General features: G+C 64.0%; 20 protein-coding genes and 3 tRNA genes. 11 read left to right on the forward strand and 12 right to left on the reverse strand.

Features of this window, described 5'->3' with window-relative positions; genetic code table 11:
- Positions 1 to 226 precede the first annotated feature (226 nt).
- From BLS60_RS00170 to BLS60_RS00205, 8 genes are all read left to right on the forward strand, one after another.
- Positions 227 to 790 (forward strand): antibiotic biosynthesis monooxygenase, encoded by a 564-nt coding sequence (locus tag BLS60_RS00170; RefSeq protein ID WP_092363347.1) that lies wholly within the window; start codon positions 227 to 229, stop codon positions 788 to 790.
- 37 nt (positions 791 to 827) lie between these two features.
- On the forward strand, positions 828 to 1646 hold the full coding sequence (locus BLS60_RS00175) for an alpha/beta fold hydrolase (RefSeq protein ID WP_092363350.1): 819 nt from the start codon (positions 828 to 830) through the stop codon (positions 1644 to 1646).
- An 18-nt stretch (positions 1647 to 1664) separates the two neighbouring features.
- Positions 1665 to 3635: an amidohydrolase gene (locus BLS60_RS00180; RefSeq protein ID WP_092363352.1), complete on the forward strand. Its 1971-nt coding sequence runs from the start codon at positions 1665 to 1667 to the stop codon at positions 3633 to 3635.
- Positions 3636 to 3946: 311 nt separating this feature from the next.
- On the forward strand, positions 3947 to 5602 hold the full coding sequence (locus tag BLS60_RS00185) for an MFS transporter (protein ID WP_092363355.1): 1656 nt from the start codon (positions 3947 to 3949) through the stop codon (positions 5600 to 5602).
- Positions 5599 to 6225, forward strand: a complete 627-nt coding sequence (gene ycaC / locus BLS60_RS00190) for an isochorismate family cysteine hydrolase YcaC (RefSeq protein ID WP_070881174.1) — start codon at positions 5599 to 5601, stop codon at positions 6223 to 6225. The genes BLS60_RS00185 and ycaC overlap by 4 nt, the downstream gene beginning before the upstream one ends.
- A 51-nt stretch (positions 6226 to 6276) precedes the next feature.
- On the forward strand, positions 6277 to 7179 hold the full coding sequence (locus BLS60_RS00195; protein WP_092363358.1) for a LysR family transcriptional regulator: 903 nt from the start codon (positions 6277 to 6279) through the stop codon (positions 7177 to 7179).
- A 175-nt stretch (positions 7180 to 7354) separates the two neighbouring features.
- Complete coding sequence (locus tag BLS60_RS00200; protein ID WP_092363361.1) at positions 7355 to 8311, forward strand: GlxA family transcriptional regulator; 957 nt, start codon at positions 7355 to 7357, stop codon at positions 8309 to 8311.
- Between the two features lie 208 nt (positions 8312 to 8519).
- Positions 8520 to 9944: an ATP-binding protein gene (locus BLS60_RS00205; protein ID WP_167357631.1), complete on the forward strand. Its 1425-nt coding sequence runs from the start codon at positions 8520 to 8522 to the stop codon at positions 9942 to 9944.
- Between the two features lie 17 nt (positions 9945 to 9961).
- Here BLS60_RS00205 and BLS60_RS00210 read toward each other — a convergent pair whose 3' ends face one another.
- The 3 genes from BLS60_RS00210 to BLS60_RS00220 form a co-directional block, all read right to left on the reverse strand.
- On the reverse strand, positions 9962 to 10393 hold the full coding sequence (locus BLS60_RS00210; RefSeq protein WP_092363367.1) for a helix-turn-helix transcriptional regulator: 432 nt from the start codon (positions 10391 to 10393) through the stop codon (positions 9962 to 9964).
- Positions 10394 to 10534: 141 nt separating this feature from the next.
- On the reverse strand, positions 10535 to 11173 hold the full coding sequence (locus BLS60_RS00215) for a response regulator (protein WP_070881179.1): 639 nt from the start codon (positions 11171 to 11173) through the stop codon (positions 10535 to 10537).
- Positions 11170 to 14217 (reverse strand): sensor histidine kinase, encoded by a 3048-nt coding sequence (locus BLS60_RS00220; protein ID WP_143024559.1) that lies wholly within the window; start codon positions 14215 to 14217, stop codon positions 11170 to 11172. The genes BLS60_RS00215 and BLS60_RS00220 overlap by 4 nt, the downstream gene beginning before the upstream one ends.
- Before the next feature lie 178 nt (positions 14218 to 14395).
- Here BLS60_RS00220 and BLS60_RS00225 point away from each other — a divergent pair, with 178 nt between their 5' ends.
- The 3 genes from BLS60_RS00225 (at position 14396) to BLS60_RS00235 (ending at position 15767) form a co-directional block, all read left to right on the forward strand.
- A complete protein-coding gene (locus BLS60_RS00225; protein WP_092363373.1) occupies positions 14396 to 14728 on the forward strand; it encodes a hypothetical protein in 333 nt (110 codons plus the stop codon).
- A 486-nt stretch (positions 14729 to 15214) separates the two neighbouring features.
- Positions 15215 to 15487 (forward strand): type II toxin-antitoxin system Phd/YefM family antitoxin, encoded by a 273-nt coding sequence (locus BLS60_RS00230; protein WP_208597275.1) that lies wholly within the window; start codon positions 15215 to 15217, stop codon positions 15485 to 15487.
- Positions 15453 to 15767 carry a type II toxin-antitoxin system RelE family toxin gene (locus BLS60_RS00235; RefSeq protein ID WP_092363379.1) on the forward strand — a complete coding sequence of 105 codons (315 nt, stop codon included), beginning with the start codon at positions 15453 to 15455 and terminating at the stop codon, positions 15765 to 15767. The genes BLS60_RS00230 and BLS60_RS00235 overlap by 35 nt, the downstream gene beginning before the upstream one ends.
- Positions 15768 to 15902: 135 nt before the next feature.
- Here the strand turns inward: BLS60_RS00235 and BLS60_RS00240 are convergent.
- From BLS60_RS00240 to ispE, 9 genes are all read right to left on the reverse strand, one after another.
- Positions 15903 to 15979, reverse strand: a tRNA-Met gene (locus BLS60_RS00240).
- Between the two features lie 138 nt (positions 15980 to 16117).
- The gene (locus BLS60_RS00245) at positions 16118 to 16678 is read right to left on the reverse strand and encodes a cupin domain-containing protein (RefSeq protein WP_244153334.1); all 561 of its coding nucleotides are present in this window, start codon (positions 16676 to 16678) and stop codon (positions 16118 to 16120) included.
- 137 nt (positions 16679 to 16815) lie between these two features.
- On the reverse strand, positions 16816 to 17916 hold the full coding sequence (gene ychF / locus BLS60_RS00250) for a redox-regulated ATPase YchF (protein WP_070881184.1): 1101 nt from the start codon (positions 17914 to 17916) through the stop codon (positions 16816 to 16818).
- A gap of 35 nt (positions 17917 to 17951) precedes the next feature.
- Entirely contained in the window at positions 17952 to 18542 is a 591-nt protein-coding gene (gene pth, locus BLS60_RS00255) for an aminoacyl-tRNA hydrolase (RefSeq protein WP_092363381.1), read from the reverse strand.
- 51 nt (positions 18543 to 18593) lie between these two features.
- Complete coding sequence (locus tag BLS60_RS00260) at positions 18594 to 19217, reverse strand: 50S ribosomal protein L25/general stress protein Ctc (protein WP_070881186.1); 624 nt, start codon at positions 19215 to 19217, stop codon at positions 18594 to 18596.
- Positions 19218 to 19327: 110 nt separating this feature from the next.
- Positions 19328 to 20269 carry a ribose-phosphate pyrophosphokinase gene (locus tag BLS60_RS00265; protein ID WP_070881187.1) on the reverse strand — a complete coding sequence of 314 codons (942 nt, stop codon included), beginning with the start codon at positions 20267 to 20269 and terminating at the stop codon, positions 19328 to 19330.
- A gap of 44 nt (positions 20270 to 20313) precedes the next feature.
- Positions 20314 to 20388 (reverse strand) — tRNA-Gln (locus BLS60_RS00270).
- A gap of 59 nt (positions 20389 to 20447) precedes the next feature.
- A tRNA-Gln gene (locus tag BLS60_RS00275) sits at positions 20448 to 20522 on the reverse strand.
- Between the two features lie 25 nt (positions 20523 to 20547).
- On the reverse strand, positions 20548 to 21420 hold the full coding sequence (gene ispE / locus BLS60_RS00280; RefSeq protein ID WP_092363384.1) for a 4-(cytidine 5'-diphospho)-2-C-methyl-D-erythritol kinase: 873 nt from the start codon (positions 21418 to 21420) through the stop codon (positions 20548 to 20550).
- Between the last annotated feature and the right edge of the window lie 122 nt (positions 21421 to 21542).

The following is a 21542-nucleotide window of genomic DNA, read 5'->3' on the forward strand; positions in this document are numbered from 1 at the left end:
GTCCAATCGATAGCCCGCCCCGGGCGGCATAGTGACTGCACGGTCAACGCGGCCCTGTGCTCGCTGATCGCTATGCCGCCGGCCCCTGCATTGCCGCGTGGATCGCCGATTCGATCACGGGAATATCTTCTTGAAGCCGCTGCTCTGCTGCTCATCATCCTTGCTTGCCCAGCGCCTCAGACGCGCCCGATACGTCCGCGTGCTCGCAACGGGAGTACGGTGATCCATGGCCGCCATCGAACCGGGCAACGTGGTAACGCTGGTCATCCAGCACAAGGTGCGCCCCGGTCATGTGCCGGCCTACGAGGCCTGGCTCAAGCGTGCGGTGAGCGCCGCCGAGCAGCAGAACGGCCATCTGGGCGTCAACGTGATTCGCTCGGACGGGCAGAACGACACCTTCACCACCGTTCTGCGTTTCGCCGAAAGCTGGCAGCTGGATGAGTGGATCGCCTCCGACCGTCGCCGCCTGCTGATCGACGAAGTACTGCCACTGCTCGAAGGCGGCGACCAGACCCAGGTCAGCCGCGATCATGAGTTCTGGTTCACCCCCGAACACGCCCAGGCGCCGCAGCCACCGAAGTGGAAGCAGGCGGTACTGACCTATCTGGTCATCTGCCCGCTGACCATGCTCATCCCGCAATTGTGGCTGCCGTTGTTCCAGCAGTACCCGGCCCTGGGTGGAGTGGTAGCGAGCAACCTGCTGATCACCCTGTGCATCGTCGTGCCGGTGGTGTTCTGGATTATGCCGGTGGTCACCCGCTGCTGCGCGGGCTGGCTGAGCGCCCGTTGATTTCCCCATCCATTGCGATACCCGAGAGGACACGCCCATGAGCACTTTCACGACCCGCGACGGCACCGAGATCTATTTCAAGGATTGGGGCAGCGGCAAGCCCGTGCTGTTCAGCCACGGCTGGCCACTGGACGCGGACATGTGGGAATACCAGATGGAGTACCTGAGCAGCCGCGGTTACCGCACCATCGCCTTCGACCGTCGCGGCTTTGGACGTTCCAGCCAGCCGTGGACGGGCTACGATTACGACACCTTCGCCGACGACATTGCTGAGTTGATCGAGCATCTCGATCTGCATGACGTCACCCTGGTCGGCTTTTCCATGGGCGGCGGCGACGTCAGCCGCTACATCGGCCGTCACGGTACCGCGCGGGTCGCCAAGCTGGCGCTGCTCGGCGCGGTCACGCCGATCTTCGGCAAGACGGCGGATTTCCCCGAAGGCGTCGATGCCTCGGTGTTCACCGGCATCAAGGACGGCCTGCTGAAAGACCGTGCGCAGTTCCTCGCCGATTTCGCCACCCCGTTCTACGGCATCGACAAGGGCCAGCAGGTCTCCGACGGCGTGCTCAGCCAGACCCTCAACATCGCCTTGCTGGCCTCGCTCAAGGGCACCATCGACTGCGTGACGGCCTTCTCGCAAACCGATTTCCGCGCCGACATGGCCAAGGTCGATGTGCCGACCCTGGTGATCCACGGTGACGCCGACGCCATCGTGCCGTTCGCCACCACCGGAAAGCTTGCCGCGCAGATGATCGAGGGCGCCGAGCTGAAGGTGTACGAAGGTGCTCCCCACGGTTTCGCCGTGACTCACCAGCAACGCGTCAACGAAGACCTGCTGGCCTTCGTGTCCCGCTGATCACTTGGAGCGCCAGCCATGACGTCTGATCCCAAAGACCCCAAGCGCCGCCAGATCGTCGCTGCCGGCAGCCTGCTCGGCGCCGCTGGTGCGCTCTGGTCCGCCTTACCTTTTGCCGGTCGCGCCGGCTATGCATTCGGAGCGAACATGAACGACGCCGACCTGATCCTGCTTAACGGCACCTTCCACACCGTCGACCCCGAGCGCCCCCACGCCACCGCCGTGGCCATCAAGGGTGGCCGCTTCATCGCCGTGGGCAGCGATGCCGAAGCGATGGCCACCAAGGGCGCCGGTACGCAGGTCATCGACCTGAACAAGCGCACGGCGATTCCGGGTCTCAACGACTCGCACCTGCACCTGATCCGCGGTGGCCTGAACTACAACTTGGAACTGCGTTGGGAAGGCGTGCCATCGCTGGCCGACGCCCTGCGCATGCTCAAGAACCAGGCCGATCGCACGCCGACTCCGCAGTGGGTGCGCGTGGTGGGCGGCTGGAACGAATTCCAGTTCGCCGAAAAACGCATGCCCACCTTGGACGAGATCAACCAGGCCGCACCCGATACCCCGGTGTTCCTGCTGCACCTCTACGACCGCGCCTTGCTCAACCGCGCCGCGCTGCGCGTGGTGGGCTTCAACAAGAACACGCCTAACCCGCCGGGCGGCGAGATCCAGCGTGACAGCAAGGGTGAACCGACCGGCATGCTGATCGCCCGGCCCAACGCCATGATCCTCTATTCGACCCTGTCGAAAGGGCCGACACTGCCGCTGGAATACCAGGTCAACTCGACTCGCCAGTTCATGCGCGAGCTCAACCGCCTGGGGCTGACCAGCGCCATCGACGCCGGTGGCGGTTACCAGAACTACCCGGACGACTACCAGGTGATCCAGCAACTGGCCGACAACGACCAGCTCACCGTGCGCATCGCCTACAACCTCTTCACCCAGAAGCCCAAGGAAGAGCTGGCCGACTTCCAGAAATGGACCAAGACCGTTACCTACGGCCAGGGCACCGACTACTTCCGCCACAACGGCGCCGGTGAAATGCTGGCCTTTTCCGCCGCTGACTTCGAGGACTTCCTCGAACCGCGCCCGGATCTGCCGCCCGGTATGGAAGCCGACCTGGAGCCGGTGGTGCGTCACCTCGTCGAGCACCGCTGGCCGTTCCGCCTGCACGCGACCTACGACGAATCCATCACGCGCATGCTCGACGTGTTTGAGAAGGTCAACCGCGACATCCCGTTCAATGGCCTGCCGTGGTTCTTCGACCATGCGGAGACCATCACCCCGCGCAACATCGAGCGGGTCAGGGCGCTGGGCGGCGGTATCGCCATCCAGCACCGCATGGCCTTTCAGGGTGAGTATTTCGTCGACCGCTACGGCGCCAAGGCCGCCGAAGCCACGCCGCCGATCAAACGCATGCTCGCCGAAGGCGTACCGGTCGGCGCCGGCACCGACGCCACCCGCGTGGCCAGCTACAACCCGTGGACCTCGCTGTACTGGCTGGTCAGCGGCAAGACTGTCGGCGGCACCGCGCTGTACCCCGAAGGCCTGTCCCGCGCCGTTGCGCTGCAGTTGTTCACCCAGGGCAGCGCCTGGTTCTCCAGTGAGCAGGGCAAGAAGGGCCAGGTCAAGGTTGGCCAATTGGCTGACGTGGCGGTGCTCTCGGCGGATTACTTCAGCGTGAGCGAAGAGGCCATCAAGCACCTCGAGTCGGTACTCACCGTGGTCGGCGGCAAGGTCGTGTATGGCGCCGGCGAGTTCGACAAGCTCGGCACACCACCGTTGCCGGTACTGCCGGAATGGTCGCCGGTCGCCTTGGTGCCCGGGCACTGGAAGCCGTCGGCGCCGCTGCAGGCTACCGTGCACCAGTGCATCGGTTCCTGCGCGGTGCATGCCCACAGCCACGAGCGCGCCCGGCAGAGCAAGGTGCCGGTGAGCGACTACGCCGGCTTCTGGGGCGCCTTCGGCTGCTCGTGCTTCGCCTTCTGACGCCTTCCACCTGATCGCACTGCGATCGGCATGTAGTGGTGCGCCCCGTAGGGTGGATCGGGGCGCGTCGCCGACGCTTTTTTCATCCACCACACGATCGCGGCTCCGGTGGATGGGTGAGGCGTCATCCACCCTACTGGGTTTGTAGGAACGGGCTTGCCCGCGAAAGCGCTGGTGGGTTTCGCGCAGGCGTCGCGGCTGAAATCGCTTCGCCGGCAAGCCGGCTCCTACGGGGGCTGGCGTCTCCACCGCAGGCACGCGCATTTTTTCAACGAACACCGATCGTCATTGGGCGGTTTACGAGAGTAGCCATGGAAAGCGTCACCAAACAGAACCCCGCCAGCCCCTGGAGCCCGTTGCGCAACAGCGTATTCCGCTGGTTGTGGCTGGCCAGCATCGCCTCCAACATCGGCACCTGGATGCACGAGGTGGGTGCCGGCTGGCTGATGACCTCGCTGTCTGCCAGCCCGCTGGCGGTGGCGATGGTGCAAGTGGCGGCCGCCTTGCCGATGTTCTTTCTGGCGCTGCCCGCTGGCGCCCTGGCGGATATCGTCGACAAACGTCGCTACCTCCTCACCGTGCAGCTGTGGATGGCCACGGTCGCGGTGCTGCTCGCCGGGCTGACGCTGCTTGGCCTGATGAACGTGCCCCTGCTGCTGTTGCTGACGCTGGCCATGGGCATCGGTACCGCGTTGATGATGCCTGCCTGGTCGGCGCTCACCCCGGAGCTGGTCGGCAAGCATGAACTGCCCGCTGCGGTGGCGCTGTCGAGCTTGGGCATGAACGTGGCGCGGGCCATCGGCCCAGCGATCGCCGGGGTGCTGGTCAGCCTCAGCGGCCCCTGGCTGACCTTCGCCCTCAACGCCGTGTCGTTCTTCGCGGTAATCGCCGCCCTGTATGCCTGGAAGCGCACGCCCACGGCGAGCATTCTGCCGGCCGAGCGGCTGTTCGGTGCCGTGCGCCTCGGTGTGCGCTATGCGCGCAGTGCCAAACCGCTGCAGGCGGTGCTGGTGCGCACCCTGGCGTTCTTCGTCGGCGCCAGCGCGGGCATGTCGTTGCTGCCGCTCTTGGTGCGCCGCGAGCTGCAGGGCACGGCTGCCGACTTCGGCATCCTGCTCGGCTGCGTCGGCGCCGGTGCCATTGCCGGGGCAATGTTCCTGCCCAAGCTGCGCGAGCGCCTGCGCAGTGACGTGATCGTCGCAGGCGCCAGCGTCGCCTATGCCGGGGTGTTGTTCGGCCTGGCCTTCATCCGCGAATTCGCTCTGCTGATCCCGGTGATGCTGATCAGCGGCGCCGCCTGGATCGCCGTGCTGTCGAGCCTGCAAGTGGCCGCGCAAACCTCGGTGCCGAGCTGGGTCCGGGCCCGCGCGCTGGCGGTGTACATCCTGGTGTTCTTCGGCTGCAGCGCCCTGGGCGGCATCGTCTGGGGGACGCTGGCCAGCGAGTATTCGCTGACCGTGGCACTGGCCGGTGGCGGGGCGATGCTCCTGCTCGGCGTGCTGCTGTCCTGGCGCTTTGGGCTGCCGGTCACCGACGCTGAAGACCTGGCGCCCTCCGTGCACTGGCCGGCGCCAGTGCTCAGCGCCGATATGGACCGCGAGCGCGGCCCGGTGATGGTGACCCTGGAATACGACATCCCCCAGCAAAACGCCGAGGCCTTCAGCCAGGCCATGCTGGCCGTGCGCGCCATGCGCCGGCGCAACGGCGCGTTGTCCTGGGGGCTGCTGCAGGACAGCGAGAACCCCAACCTCTGGCAGGAATTCTTCTTCGATGCCTCATGGCTCGAGCACCTGCGCCACCACGGCCGCGTCACCGTCGCCGAACAGCGCATCGAAGCCCACGCCCGGCAGTACCAGCGCGAGGGCGTGGCCGTGCGCATTCGCCACCTCCTCGGCGTGCCGGCACCGCGTGGCCCGCACACCCCTTCATCAAACACCCCGCATGCAACCACAGGAGTTTCACCATGACCGTTCCCTACAAGCGCCTCAACAAAGATGACGCCGTCGTTCTGCTGGTCGACCACCAGGCTGGCCTGATTTCCCTGGTGCAGGATTTCACCCCGAGCGACTTCAAGAACAACGTGCTGGCCCTGGCCGCCTGCGCCAAGTTCTTCAACCTGCCGACCATCCTCACCACCAGCTTCGAACAAGGCCCGAACGGTCCGCTGGTTCCCGAGCTGAAAGAGATGTTCCCGGACGCGCCGTACATCGCCCGCCCTGGCCAGATCAACGCCTGGGACAACGAAGATTTCGTCAAGGCGATCAAGGCTACCGGCAAGAAGCAGATCATCATCGCCGGCGTGGTGACCGACGTCTGCGTGGCGTTCCCGACCCTGTCGGCGATCGCCGAGGGCTTCGACGTATTCGTGGTGACCGACGCTTCCGGCACCTTCGACAAGACCGTGCAGCAGGCCGCCTGGAACCGCATGAGCGCCTCCGGTGCCCAGCTGATGAATTGGTTCAGCGTAGCCTGTGAACTGCATCGCGACTGGCGCAACGACATCGAAGGCCTGGGCGCCTTGTTGTCCAATCACATCCCCAACTACCGTAACCTGATGACCAGCTACTTCACGCTGACTGCCGGCAAGTGATACCACCCGGCCGCAGCGTTCAACCGCCGCGGCCGGCTCCGGAGCACCGTCTTGAACCGTAACGATCTACGCAAAGTCGACCTGCAACTGCTGGTCGTGTTCGAAAGCCTGATGCACGAGCGCAACCTAACGCGCACGGCTGAAAAGCTGTTTCTCGGCCAGCCGGCGATCAGCGCCTCGCTGACCCGTCTGCGCGACTATTTCAATGATCCCCTGCTGGTGCGCAACGGCCGTGAAATGGAGCCGACGCCACGGGCAATGGAAATCTTTCGCCGCCTGCCGTCCGCCCTGGATGGCATTTCCCAGGCCATCAGCGAAGTCCGCGACTTCGACCCGAGCAGCAGCACCTCGGTGTTCCGCATCGGCATGTCCGACGACGTCGAATGCGGCCTGCTGCCCCAACTGCTCAGCCACCTGCGCCAACAGGCGCCCGATTGCGTGCTGGTGGTACGCAACGCCAACTTCCTGTTGCTGCCGGGCCTGCTCGCCACGGGTGAGGTGTCCATCGGCATCAGCTATACCACGCAGCTGCCGGCCAACGCCAAGTGCCGCAGCTTGCGCGACATTCGCGCCATGGTCATCCGCGCCGCCGATGGTTCGCCGCCGTTGAGCCTGGACGACTACTGCACGCGCCCCCATGCCCTGGTGTCGATGTCCGGCGACCTGTGCGGCAATATCGACCAGGACCTGGCACGCCTCGACCGCACCCGCAAGATCGCCCTGGCCGTGCCGCATTTCAATGGCCTCGGCGCACTGCTGCGCAACTCGGACATGATCGCTACCATCCCGGACTACGCCGCCGAAGCGCTGTTACAGGGCGGTGGCCTGGTGATCGAGGAGCCGCCGTTCGACATTGTGCCCGCGCAGCTGACCATGGTCTGGCGCGCCGCCCAGGACCAGGACCCCGCCGAACGCTGGCTGCGCGAGCAGATCCTGCGTTTCATGGGCACCTGATCCGCGCTGGCGGCGCCTGGCCGCCTGCCATCAACACTTTAGTGTGGCTGCACGTCAGCCCTTGCGGGTCTGCCGCTGCGGCTGTCCTGCCTCGATAATCGGCGCTACGATTTACAACCTGACAGCTGCCCAGCCTGGGCCGCTGCCTGTGTCCATCCGTGCGCCGAGACCCCCGATGACCACCAAGACCGTCGCGATTCTGCTGTTTACCGACGTGCTGATGCTCGACGTGGCCGGCCCGATCGAGGTGTTTTCGGTCGCCAACCGCTACCTGCCCGAGAGCGACCACTACCGGATCGTCACCCTGGGGGCGACATCGCTCAGCGTGCGCGCCTCCAATGGCATCGTCATGCAGGCCGATCAACTGGCCGCCGAGGCGCCGGTCGCTTACGACACGCTGCTCGTGCCGGGCGGCCCTGGCGCCTACAACGCCAATCACCCGCACCTGCACGGTTGGCTGCGCGAAGCCGCAGTGGCGTCGCGGCGCCATGGCGCAGTGTGCACCGGCGCTTTCATCCTCGGTGAAGCCGGCCTGCTCGATGGCCATCGCGTCACCACGCACTGGCATTACCTGGATCGGCTCGCCAAGCGCTTCCCCAAGGCCTGCCTGGAAAGCGACCAGCTGTTCACCAAGGACGGCAAGCTGCTCAGCTCCGGCGGTGTAACGGCAGGCATCGACCTGGCGCTGTCGATCCTCGCCGACGACCACGGCAAGAAGCTGGCGCTGGATGTCGCCAAGGTGCTGCTGGTGGTAATCAAGCGCCAGGGTGGCCAGGCCCAGTTCAGCCCGCTGCTGCCACCGACCGGGCAGGGCGCCACGCCGCTGGAGCGGGTGCAGCAGTACGTGCTGGAGAACATCCAGGAATCGTTCAGCGTCGAGCAACTGGCCGCGCTGGCGGCGATGAGCGTGCGCAACTTCGCCCGCGTGTTCACCCGTGATCTGCAGATGACGCCCATGGAGTTCGTGCTCAACGCGCGGATCGACCACGCCCGCACCTTGCTGGAAAGCACTGACCTGCCGTTGAAGACCATCGCCTTTCGCAGTGGCTTCGGCAGTACCCGCTACATGCGGCAGATGTTCGACAAGCGGCTGGGGCTCACCCCGGTGCAGTACCGGCACCAGTTCGGCTAGTGGCAGAGTGCCCTGGCGCGAAACGGTGTAAGGCCCGTGCCAGAGCGGTTGGCGCTTGTCCGTGATGCGCACCGGTATGGCCGGATCGAGTCCCCCGCGGCGATGTCGCCCGGCAGGGGAACAGTAGAGAATGATTCTCTTGAACACGGGAAGGAGCGGCGTATCGCCGCGAGCCGGCGCGCTGGCTTGGCGGGATGCTGAAACGATCATGCACGATCTCGATACCGACGGCGAAGAACGCGTCCTGCGGTTCGGCCGCTTCGAACTGCACCCGCAGCGACGCCTGCTGCTCGACGGCGACCGCGCCCTGCCGATTGGCGCCCGCGCCCTGGATATCCTGCTGGTGCTGGTGGAAAGCGCCGGCAAGATCGTCAGCAAGGAATCGATCATTTCCCAGGTCTGGCCGAAGACCTTCGTCGAAGAAATCAACCTGCGCGTACACATCTCGGCCCTGCGCCGCGCGCTCGGCGTGTGCCCGCAATCGCGGGACTACATCACCAACGTGCGTCAGCGCGGCTACAGCTTCGTCGCCTACGTCGAGCAGGTCAGCCGGCGCACCGGCGACGTGGCGCTGCAGCCCTGCGATGTACCGAGCCTGCCGAGCCGACCGGTGCGTATCGAAGGCCGCGACAAACTGATCGAAGACCTGACCCGCCGCCTGCACGCCCGTCGGCATATCACCCTGATCGGCCCCGGTGGCGTCGGCAAGACCACCGTGGCGTTGCGCGTGGCCCAGCAGCAGTTGGGCCGTTTCCGTGATGGCGTGCGTTTCGTCGACCTAGCGCGCGTCAGCGACCCGGCCTGCCTGGCCAGCGTGCTCGCCTCCGAACTGGGCCTCGCTGTGCCGACGGACGTGGACGCCCAGACTCATCTGCTCGCCACCCTGGCCGACCGCCACATGCTGGTGCTGCTGGATAACTGCGAGCACCTGATCGATGCCTGCGCGGTACTCTGTGAAGCGCTGCTGCACGCCGGTCCGGCGCTGCACATTCTCGCCACCAGCCGTGAGGCACTGCGCACCTGCGAGGAGTACGTGCAACCGCTGGCGCCGCTGGAGTCGCCGCCCATGGGCAGCCACCTACGCCTGGCCGCGGCCTTGCGCTACCCGGCGATCAAGCTGTTCGCCCGCCGCGCGCGGGCGCGGCAGTCAGGCTTTCGGTTGCGCGAAACCGATGTACCGCGGGTGGTCGAGTTGTGTCGCCGGCTCGACGGCTTGCCGCTGGCCATCGAACTCGCCGCTGCGCAACTGGATGCCCAGAGCCTGGAAGGCATCCTCGCGTTGCTCGACAACCACGGCTACCTGAGCCTGCTCGGCCGGCGCAGCACGCCGGCCCGCCAGTCCAGCCTGATGGCCTCGCTGGACTGGAGCTATGCGCTGCTCGACGAGCACCAGCGCAGCTGCCTGCACGGGCTGGCCGCGTGTGGCGAGTACTTCACCGTCAGCGATGTGCGCGATGCGCTAGGTCGCCTGCCGATCAGCGACACCGAGCGCTGCGGCTCGATTTCCCGGCTGGTCTCGCTGTCGCTGATCGGCCTGCGCCGTGATGGCGACAACGTCTATTACCACATGCTCAACAGCACCCGCGCCTACGCCGCCGAGAAGGGCCGCCAGGCCACCATCGCCGCGCAGTAGCCCAGCGCCACGGCGGCCTAGCAGGCAACCTGGTGGAGCACATCGGCGACTGCCTGCTGCGCCAGTTGCTCACGTTTCCAAGCCAGCGGGCTCATGCCGATGCTTTTGGCGAATACCCGGCAGAAATGCGCCTGGTCGAAGAAGCCGCACTCCATGGCGATATCGGTCAGCGACAGCGATGACCGCAGCAACAACTCCCGAGCCTTCGTCACCCGCTGCTGGCGCAACCACACGTGAGGCGAGAGGCAGGTGCTTTCCTTGAATTTGCGGGTGAAGTGGCTGCGCGACATGGCGCAGGCCTCGGCCACTTCAGCGACCGAAATCCCGGCATCCAGCCGATCAAGCATCAGCCGTTTGGCAACCGCTTCCTGCCAGGGCATGAGCTTGCCAATCGCCGCTGGGCTGATGGCAGGGACAAGCGTGGGGGCGGCGCGCAATACTCGATTCATGCTGATATCCGTATGGGCAGCTGGCGTCACCGCGGAGGCGGAACGGCGCGGCGTCAGGTGCGCCGCGGGCAATACGGATTGTTGAAGGGTGGGGCGCTGGGGGCGAGTTGCGTAATGTTAATTAAGGTTAAGAACGCGGCCTTAACCTTGGGGCCAGCTGTCGATGATGCCGCGTTGCAGGGCAATGGCCACGGCATGGGTACGGTTACGTGCCTTGAGCTTGTCCATGATGCTGCGCATATGGCCCTTCACCGTGTCTTCGGATATCGCCAGCTGCGTGGCGATATCAGCGTTGCCCAGGCCCTCGGCGACAGAGCGCAGCACCTGGACTTCGCGGGTGGTGAGGGTGTCCTGGGCGATGGCCTCGAACAGCTCGCTGGCGATCGGCTCGGGAAAGTAGCGCTTGCCTGCCGAGAGGGTGCGAATGGCGCTGACCAGTTCCTTGCGCAGCATGCTTTTCAGCAGGTAGCCGCGGGCGCCGGCCTGCACCGCCTGGAGCGCACGGGCATCGCCGCTGTAGGTGGTGAGCACGGCGATGCAGGCGTCGGGGTAACGCGCGCGAATCGTCTGGATCGCCTCGGTACCGCTCACGCCAGGCATCTGCAGGTCCATCAGCGTCACGTCCGGGCGCAGCTCGCTGAAACGCTCCACGGCCTGCTGGCCATCGGCAGCTTCGCCAACCAGCAGAATGTCGGGGTGGGCCTCGATCACGGCGGCGATGCCCTCGCGCAGCAGCGCATGGTCGTCCACTACCAGCAGGCGGATGGGGGTGTCGTTCATACCTCGTCTTCCGTTGGTGAGCGCGGGCCCAGCCAGCGCCGCCAGAAACTGCTCGTTCGGTCGGCATAGGCCAGACTCGCGCTAAGTTCCAGTTGCACGCGGGTGCCGCCGCTGACCAGCTGTTGCACGGTGAACCGCGCGCCGATAGCGTGGGCCCGCTCATGCATGCCACGAATGCCCCAGCGCCCGGGTCGGCCCTCAGCGGCGGTGTAGTCGGGCGCAATGCCCTGGCCATCATCGTCGACACGCAGCTGGAAGCGCCGCCCACCATACACCAGGCGCACCTCGATGCGTCGCGCCACCGCATGGCGCACGGCATTGCCGATGGCCTCGGCGGCGATGCGGTAGGCCTCGTCGTGTACCAACGGATGCAAGGGCCGTTTATGGCCGCTGACCTGCACGGCGAAGGTCAGGCCGGGTTCGTCCAGCATCTGGCCGAACTGCGCCAGCTCGGCGGACAAACCAATGCCCGGCGCGCCCGGCAGCCGCAAGGCCTGCACCCGCTCGCGGCCTTCGTTCATCACCTCGTCGGCGCGGTCCAGGGCGCGCTCCAGCCGTGTTCGTGCCGGGTGTTCCACGGGTAGCGTGTCCGCCGCCGCCTGAAACCGCAGCATCAGGCCCTGCAGTCCTTGCAGCAGCGTGTCGTGCAGTTCGCGGGCGATGCGCTCGCGTTCGGCCTGCTGGGCCTGCAGCCGTAACTGCAGGCCCTGGATGTCACGGCGTACCACGCGCCGGTGCAGCCACCAGAGCCCGAACAGCAGCGCGGCGCCGAGCGGCAGGTAGAAGAGCGGGCGCAGGTAGAACACCGGCTCGACACTGAACGCCAGCACGGTCGGCGCGGCAGGCACTGCGCCGCTCTGGTCGAAGGTCTGCACCTCGAACCGGTAGCTGCCAGCCGGCAATCCGGTGTAGGTGGCGCGCCGCTGGCGCCCGGCCTCGATCCAGTCGCGGTCGTAACCCTGCAGGCGATAGCGGAACGATAGGCTTTGCGGCGCGCGCAGGTTCAGCGCCGTGTAGTCGATCACCAGGCGTTGCGTCGCCGCTGGCAGGTTCAGCGGTGCCGTCAGCGGCTGCGGGGCGCCATCCACCTGCACGGCTTCGATCACCACCGGCGGCACGGGCGGCGCTGGCGGTTGGCTGGCCGGGTCGATCCAGCTGACCCCGGCGCTGGTGGAAAACCACAGCCGGCCGTTCTGCCCACGCACGGCGGTGGGCAGCGGCAGCACCCGGTAAGGATCGTTGGCCAGGCTGCCGTCCAGGCCGACGGAGCGGTAACGCAGGCGATAGCCCGGCTCGTCCAGCGCGCGCCGCAGCTCGGCAGCCGGCAGCTGGATGATGCCCGCCTTGCCATGCACCCACAGGTCACCGCCGTGGCCGGGCAGGATCGCATAGAGGTTGTCGAACTGGCCGTTATCCGGCAGTTGCAGCGTCTGGAAGCGCTGGCCGTCGAAGCGCGCCAAGCCGTGCTGGCCGCCCACCCAGTCGGCGCCCTCGTGGTGCAGCTGCGCGGTGACGTGACCGATGTCCAGGCCCTGCGCAGCGCCCCATTGACGAACCTCGTCACCCTGATAAGTGACGATCAGGTTGTCCCGGTAGCCGAACCACAGGCGCCCTTCGGCATCGCTGCTCGCACTCACCGGCATCACCTGGCTCGGCGCCTCGCTGGGGTGCGGCAGCGCCTGCCAGCTGTCGCCGCGCAGCACGTACAAACCGAGGCGGTTGATCGACACCCACAGCGCGCCGTCTGCGCCCACTGTCATCGCGCGGATCGACGTGTCATCCGCCGCCTCTGGTGGCAGCTCGGCCTGGTGCTGGATGCCGCTCGGCGTGCCGCGCCAGATCCCGTGCGGGCCGCCGGCCCACACCGTGCCATCGCGGCCAGCGATCAGGCTGGTGACCGGTTCGGCAATCGACCAGCGCTGCAACGCCTTGCCGTGCAGGCGCATCAGTGCGTGGTGGTTACTTGCCGCCCACAGTGCGCCGTCGCTGCTCACTGCCAGGGCCGCGTTGAGCGTGTCGGCCGGCAGAGGGGCAGGGGTCATCTCGCGCAAGCGGAAGCGGTCGAGCCCGCCGCTGCTGCCGGCCCACACAGTGCCGTCGCGGTCTTCCAGTAACGGCCACAGGTAATCGGCGCTCAGCCCCTGGGCGCTGGTAAGCCGCTCTTCATACAGGTCATCGAGCTGCTCGCCCGCCGTTTCGTAGCGGCGCAACCCATTGCCCGGCGTACTGGCCCACAGCCCACCGCGGCGGTCGAACAGCAGGCCATTGATCGGCGAATCCACCACCTGGCTCTGCAGACGCTGCTGCGCTACATGGTGCAGACGATTGACGTAACGTTCGCCCACCCAAATAGTGCCATCCGCCGCCTGGGCGATCTGGCTCGCCCAGTCGAGATCGCCGGGCACTTCCTGGAAGCGCTGGGCACCCGCTGGACGTTGGTACAGCCGCGTGCTGCTTGCCGCCCATGTGGCACCCGAGCGGTCGACGAACACCGCGCGTGCCCCATGCCCCGCAAAGCCCTCGGCCTCGCCGACCGAGTGCCAGCGCTGGCCATCGAAGCGCGCCAGGCCATCGTGAGCGGCCGCCCAGATCACCCCGTCTGCATCACGGGCGAACCCGTACAGCGGGCCGCTCGGCAAGCCCTGGCCCGGCGCGAAGTAGCGGGACCTCGGCCCCTCGATGAGCCGCGCGCCACCGGCCCGCAACCCGACCCACAGGCCATCGTCCACCGCCAGCAGGCTGGCCACCGTACCCAGCGGCTGGTCGTCACCCGGCAGGTAGCGTATGAAGTTGAAGCCGTCGAAGCGCAGCAAGCCGTCATCGCTGCCCAGCCACAGGTAACCGTCCGTCGTCTGCGCCAGGGCACCGACCTGATTGGGGCCGTCATCGTCGGCGTTGGTCCAGCGGTGGTGCTCACGCAACGCCAGCGGTTCGGCCTGGCTCATCGCAGCTACCACGCTTAACGCACCCGCCAACAGCCAGGCACAGCAACGCCGCGTCAATGCAGGCAGGCTGGCGGTTTCGGGCAGGCGAGGGGGATTCACGGCAGTCAGTCAGGGCAAAGTGGAAACGGCGATTGTGCGCCCGGCGCTACGTTGATGCCAGCGCGGGGCAGGCCGAACAAAGAATGTAAGTGGTACTTAAATCACAGCGCGGACAGCCGGCGCGCGCTACGCTGTTTACGCCTGTACACTGAACTCGTAGCTGCCAACGCAGCTCTGAATGATCGAGTGGAAAGATCATTACCAGCCAGGAGGGCTGATCATGGGATTGGAAGACCGAGAGTGGTGGCGAGAGGGCCGCCGACAGCAAGGCCACAACGCTTCATGGGAAAACTTCAGGGCCAAACCTGATCCCGACGCCGCCACGCCAGAAGGTGGCAATATCCTCAGAATTCAACGCCCCGCCAAACTGCGCGTAGCGCCATCCTACCTACAGCTGCACGCCCAACAACTCCTCGAAAAACGCGAACGCTCCGGTGTCAGCCGCTTGTTGCTGATTCTCGGCCTGGTTGCCTGCGGCTCGATGGTGACGGTGGGGTATTTTGTGTTTTAGGTGGGTCACTGCCGGGCATATGCGGCAGTTGTTAAAAAGGCTTATCGATTGATAAGCCTTTTTTGTTTCTGGGGCGTGGAGAGCGCCGAGTGTTATGAAAAAGCGCAACTGGCTGTCAAGCATGCTGGATTCCGCTAAAACCGATACACGCAGCCGCCAAAGCTACCCGCTTGTTCCCACTGAATGGTGAAGTGCAGTCCAAAGGGGACACCTTTTTACGGCATCGTCTGGCCTAAGTGCTTGAGTGAAAAGCGCTTTCAATCTTATGCAAAATGGTGCTTTTAAAAGTGCTTTTTGCCGTGCTATGGTGCCAGCGCTTACCCCGTGTTCGCACACAACCATACGAAGACAAGTCCTGCATACGATAGCTCGGCCCATAGAGATGAAAGCCCGGATAGGCCCAATGAGGCACGGTGGCTGGCCAGTACAGAGAGCTCAGGCGCATTTAGAGATAGAGATAGAGAGCGAGAACAGGTGGCTATGGCGATGACATACGCGGTGCTGGCTGACGTTGCGGCGTCGGTGACAGACCTTAAAAAAGACCCTATGGGCACCATCCGTGAAGGCGGCGGCGAAACGGTCGTGATCCTCAATCGAAATGAGCCAGCGTTCTATGCCGTGCCCCCCGCACGCTACGAAGCCATGCTGGAGCTGATTGATGATCTGCGTCTGGCTGAGATCGTGCGTGAGCGACGTGGTGAATCCACTGTACGAGTAGATATCGATGACCTCATCGCGCAAGCCGGCGGATCCGACTAAGTACTCCCTGGAGTTCAACGTCCAGGCACTCAAGGAGTGGGACAAGCTTGGCAACACCATTCAGTTGCAGTTCGCCAAAAAGCTCAAGGAGCGTCTAGATAATCCCAGGATCGAGGCCGACAAGCTTCGGGATATGCCCAACTGCTACAAGATCAAGCTGCGCTCTATCGGTCACCGCTTGGTGTATGAGGTGATTGATGCTCGTCTGGTTGTCACCGTGATTGCGGTAGGCAAGCGAGAGCTAAACAAAGTCTATGGCAGTGCCGCCAAGCGTTTGTAATCGGCTTCGAGCCATTCACGGCCCACGCATTCAGCCTGAGAACCGTTCTGATGCGTGACGAGCGGATCGCAGTCAACCAGCATTTTCACGCACGCACAAAAAAGGGCTTACCTTTCGGTAAACCCTTGTTTTGTTTGGTGGCTACGCAGGGACTTGAACCCCGGACCCCAGCATTATGAATGCTATGCTCTAACCAGCTGAGCTACGTAGCCGAGTGGCGCGCATTTTCCGCAGAAGCCCTTAGTGTGTCAACCCTTTCTGCATAATAAATTTACGCACTTTCAAACGCTTAGCCGTTTTTCCGCTAGGAGTGGCTGTGTTTCGCCCTCGGCTCGTGCGAAATGGACTGTTTAGCCGAGAACGGGATCACTACAGGGGTAGGGCGTTTGCTCGATGGCGCGCTGTTGTTCGGCAGTTGGCGCCGCTCGGCAGAGGTCCGGTTCCTGACCGTGCGGATAACCGCCTACTACGAGGAAATCATCGCTGCTGCCAACGTTGCAGTGTCCGGTGCCGGCCGGTAGCACCAGCACATCGCCTGCCTGCACGTTCAGCTCCTGGCCGCCAGGGCCGCCCACCATCACTCGCGCATGGCCCTGGATGACGCCTAGCACCTCGTGCGCGTTGCTGTGGTAGTGGTGGTAGTCAAAGATGCCATCTACCCACTGCGCAGGCCAACCGTGGGCCTTAAACAGCTGCTGCGTGCCAGCTGCGCCCGGTAGCCCCTTGAGCACCTGTCGGTAAACCCGCACGGGATGCTCGCTGTTGTTGGGCATCCAGTCGTTGCGCGTCAGGTGCAGTAGCTCGGCGCTCTCTGGAGCGTGTTCGCTGTGTGGCGATGCCCCAAAGTCGCCCGAGGCTTCGCCCAGGTTGGCGAGGTAGTGCAGCATCAGGCGGTGGGAAAGCATATCCATGGCAAGCGCCCTCTCAAGGCATTGGCTTCACCTTAATAGAGGGTCCTGTAGCGCGGGTGTTTAGATTATCGCTGGCTTGCAAAAGCAAAGCCCCTCGAGAGCGGGCTCTGGAGGGGCTTGGTGTCGCGCAGGGCGGCTTAGACGTTGAAGCGGAAGTGCATCACGTCGCCGTCCTTGACGATGTATTCCTTGCCTTCCAGGCGCCATTTGCCGGCTTCCTTGGCACCGGCTTCGCCCTTGTACTGGATGAAGTCGTCATAGGCGATGACTTCGGCGCGGATGAAGCCTTTCTCGAAGTCGGTGTGGATCGCGGCAGCAGACTGCGGTGCGGTAGCACCGACCTTGACGGTCCAGGCGCGCACTTCCTTCACGCCAGCGGTGAAGTAGGTCTGCAGGTTGAGCATCGAGTAACCGGCACGAATCACGCGGTTCAGGCCTGGCTCGGTCATGCCCATGGTTTCGAGGAACATCTGCATTTCTTCCAGATCGTCCAGCTCGGCGATCTCGGCCTCGATCTTGTTGCACACCGGTACCACGATGGCGCCTTCGGCGTCGGCGATGGCTTGCACCACGTCGAGCAGCGGGTTGTTCTCGAAGCCGTCTTCGGCGACGTTGGCGATGTACATCACCGGCTTGGTGGTCAGCAGGTGGAAGGTCTTGACCAGGCGCTTCTCGTCATCGCCCAGGGTCTTCATCAGGCTGCGAGCCGGCTTGGCTTCGGTGAAGTGGGGGATGAGCTTTTCCAGCAGCGCTTTCTGCGCCACGGCTTCCTTGTCGCCGCCCTTGGCGGTGCGGGTGACGCGCTGCAGTTGCTTCTCGCAGCTGTCGAGGTCGGCCATGATCAGTTCGAGGTCGATGATCTCGATGTCACGCTTGGGGTCGACGCTGTTGGCGACGTGGATGACGTTCTCGTCTTCGAAGCAGCGCACCACGTGGGCGATGGCGTCGGTCTCGCGGATGTTGGCGAGGAATTTGTTGCCCAGGCCTTCACCTTTCGACGCGCCTGCTACCAAGCCGGCGATGTCTACGAATTCCATGGTGGTGGGAATTACGCGCTCGGGTTTGACGATTTCCGCCAGCGCATCGAGGCGCGGGTCGGGCATCGGTACGATGCCGCTGTTCGGCTCGATGGTGCAGAACGGGAAGTTCTCGGCCGCGATACCGGATTTGGTGAGGGCGTTGAACAGGGTGGACTTGCCGACGTTGGGTAGGCCGACGATGCCGCAATTGAATCCCATGGTGTGTCCCTCGCGCCAAAGGCGGTAGATAAAATTTAGAGAGTGGCTTTCTGGCTGTGCAGCTTGCGCATCGCTACCGTCCAGTCACCGGCAAGAATCTCCGGGAGGACGTCGAGAGCGAAACCGATGCTGGCATCCAGCAGTTCCTGCTCGCCACGCGGTGCGCGGCCCAGCACGAAGTTGGAAACCATACTGGCGTGCCCGGGGTGGCCGATGCCAAGCCGCAGGCGGTGGAAATTATTCTGGTTGCCGAGTTGCGCGATAATGTCGCGCAGCCCGTTATGCCCGCCGTGCCCGCCACCCTGTTTGAGTTTGGCGACGCCGGGAGGCATGTCGAGTTCGTCGTGGGCCACCAGGATTTCTTCGGGCCCCAGCTTGAAGAAATTTGCCAACGCCGCCACGGACTGGCCGCTGCGGTTCATGAACGTGGTGGGGATGAGCAGACGAACTTCGCGGCCCTCATGGGCGAATTTGCCCACCAGGCCGAAATACTTGCGATCAACGCTGAGGTTGACGCGCTGGCTGTCTGCCAGGCGCTCAACGAAAAGGGCCCCTGCATTGTGCCGGGTCTGGTCGTATTCGGGACCCGGGTTACCCAGGCCAACGATCAGTTGTACGGCAGTCATACAGGAGCCCTTTCTTGAAGCAGTTCCTCACCGAAGTGAGGAGCTCGCCAATTACTCGGCGGTGCTTTCGCCTTCGCCTTCGGTATCTTCTACACGAACGCGCGGCAGGTGGATGCTGGCAACCGGCAGATCGCTGCCGTGGGCCAGAGCAACCAGCTCAACGCCTTTCGGCAGTTTGATGTCGGACAGGTGAACGGTCTGGTCGATTTCGACATTGGCCATGTCGACTTCAATGAACTCCGGCAGGTCTTTCGGCAGGCAGGAGATTTCGACTTCGCTCAGGCTGTGCAGGATTTCGCCGCCGCCTTTCTTGACGCCAACTGCAGAGGCTTCGTTGATGAAGTGCAGAGGAGCGTGAGCGGTCAGCTTCTGGCCGGCAATGACGCGGATGAAGTCAGCGTGCAGAACGAAGCCCTTAGACGGGTGACGCTGCAGAGCTTTGATCAGTACGTTTTCTTTCTTGCCGTCAACGACCAGGTTCAGCACGTGGCTGAATGCGGCTTCGTTTTCCAGCAGTTTGGCGAAATCCTTGGCAACCAGGCTGATCGATACAGGGGCTTTCTCGCCACCATAGATTACAGCCGGAACCAGGGCGGCGTTACGACGCAGGCGGCGGCTCGCACCTTTCCCCAGGTCGGAACGCGCTTCGGCATTCACAGTAAATTCAGCAGTCATTTCACTTCTCCAAAATAACCAAACCGCCCGTTACGCTTGCGACCAGCGACGGGGCGGTTCAGTGAAATGCCAGGCCACGCGGCCAGGCGTTTTTTATCAGTGCGTTGTTCTTAACGGAACATCGCGCTGATCGATTCTTCATTGCTGATGCGGCGTACCGCTTCAGCGACAACCGGCGCGATGTCCAGTTGGCGAATGCGCGAACAGGATTGCGCGGCGGCGGACAACGGGATGGTGTTGGTCACCACCAGTTCGTCCAGTACCGAGTTCTCGATGTTCTCGATGGCGCGGCCCGACAGTACCGCGTGGGTCGCATAGGCGAACACCTTGGCAGCGCCGTGTTCCTTCAGAGCCTTGGCCGCATGGCACAGGGTGCCGGCGGTGTCGACCATGTCGTCGACCAGGATGCAGGTACGGCCTTCCACGTCACCGATGATGTGCATCACCTCGGAGTGGTTGGCTTTCTCACGACGCTTGTCGATGATCGCCAGGTCCACACCCAGGGATTTGGCGACGGCGCGAGCGCGCACCACACCGCCAATGTCCGGGGAGACGATCATCAGGTTGTCGAAACGCTGATCTTCGATGTCGTCGACCAGTACGGGCGAGCCGTAGATGTTGTCGACGGGGATATCGAAGAAGCCTTGAATCTGGTCCGCGTGCAGGTCGACGGTGAGAACACGGTCGATGCCTACAACGGTCAGCATGTCGGCCACGACTTTGGCGCTGATTGCCACGCGGGCGGAACGCGGACGGCGATCCTGGCGGGCATAGCCGAAGTAGGGGATGACAGCAGTGATTCGAGTGGCTGAGGAGCGGCGGAAGGCATCGGCCATCACTACCAGTTCCATCAGGTTGTCATTGGTTGGCGCGCACGTCGGCTGAATCAGGAATACGTCTTTACCGCGGACGTTTTCGTTGATTTCAATCATGATTTCGCCGTCGGAAAACTTTCCGACAGAGGCATCGCCGAGGGGGATGTGCAGCTGACGAACGATACGTCGCGCCAGATCGGGGTTAGCGTTCCCCGTAAAGACCATCATCTTGGACACGCGCAGTACCTGCCGGCTGAGGGTAACCTGGATGAGTATAAAAATGGCAGGGGCGGCTGGATTCGAACCAACGCATGCCAGGATCAAAACCTGGTGCCTTACCGCTTGGCGACGCCCCTGTATCGTGTGTGACGCAATGCTGCTCAATTCGGTAGTACGAGCCACCCTTGGGTGGTTATGGCAGGGGCGGCTGGATTCGAACCAACGCATGCCAGGATCAAAACCTGGTGCCTTACCGCTTGGCGACGCCCCTGTAACGTATAACCGATGCTACGCATTCACTTCCTGGCCAGTTCTTGCAACCTGTGATGCAACATCGAAACGTTGGCACCGCGTGCGACAAAACTTGGCAGTGTGGCTGGAAGTTGGCGGGCGACTTTATCAGCATCGTCCTTGTTTGGGAAGCTCCCAAACACACAAGCTCCAGTGCCGGTCAATCTTGTTGGAACAAATTTGTTCAGCAAGATCAGTGCGTTACGTACAGCTGGGTAACGCTTCTCGACGACCGGCTGGCAGTCATTACGACCACCCCCCTCAAGAAGGCTGCGAACTTTAATGGGCGGCGTATCGCGTGTCAACTCGCCATCGGAGAAAACTTCTGCTGTGCTGACAAGCACTTGCGGTACGGCAACGAGAAACCAGGGCTCGGGCAGCTCGACCGGTGTGAGTTTCTCACCGACGCCTTCGGCGAATGCGGCGCGGCCGCGCACGAATACCGGCACGTCCGCGCCCAGGCTCAGGCCCAGCGCTGCCAGGCGATCTTCACTCCAGTCCAGCTGCCAGAGGTGAGCGAGGCCGAGCAGGGTGGTGGCCGCATCCGAGCTGCCGCCGCCTATACCGCCGCCCATCGGCAGGCGTTTGTCCAGCCAGATATCAGCACCCAGCCGCGTGCCGCTGTGTTCCTGCAATTGCCGCGCCGCGCGTACGATCAGGTTGGCGTCGTGAGGTACGCCGTCGATCTCGGTGTGCAAGCGGATAACGCCATCATCGCGCTGGCTGAACCCAAGCTCGTCACCGTGGCTAAGAAACTGGAACAGGGTCTGCAGCTCGTGATAACCGTCATCGCGCCGGCCGAGGATATGCAGCATCAGATTCAGTTTGGCCGGAGCGGGCAGGACGAGTTCGGCGTGAGCAGGTATGGCGTCGGTCATGGGAGCAATGGCTGGCGAGGGGAGATAAGAGGTAGCGCAGGCTAACGCAGCCCGATGCCTGGGTCGAGCGCAGCGACATCCGGGAATACGCTCTGGGCATCGCTGCGTTCAACCGCAGGCTA

It is taken from the genome of Phytopseudomonas seleniipraecipitans, from assembly GCF_900102335.1.
In the GTDB taxonomy this organism is placed as follows: Bacteria; Pseudomonadota; Gammaproteobacteria; order Pseudomonadales; family Pseudomonadaceae; genus Aquipseudomonas; species Aquipseudomonas seleniipraecipitans.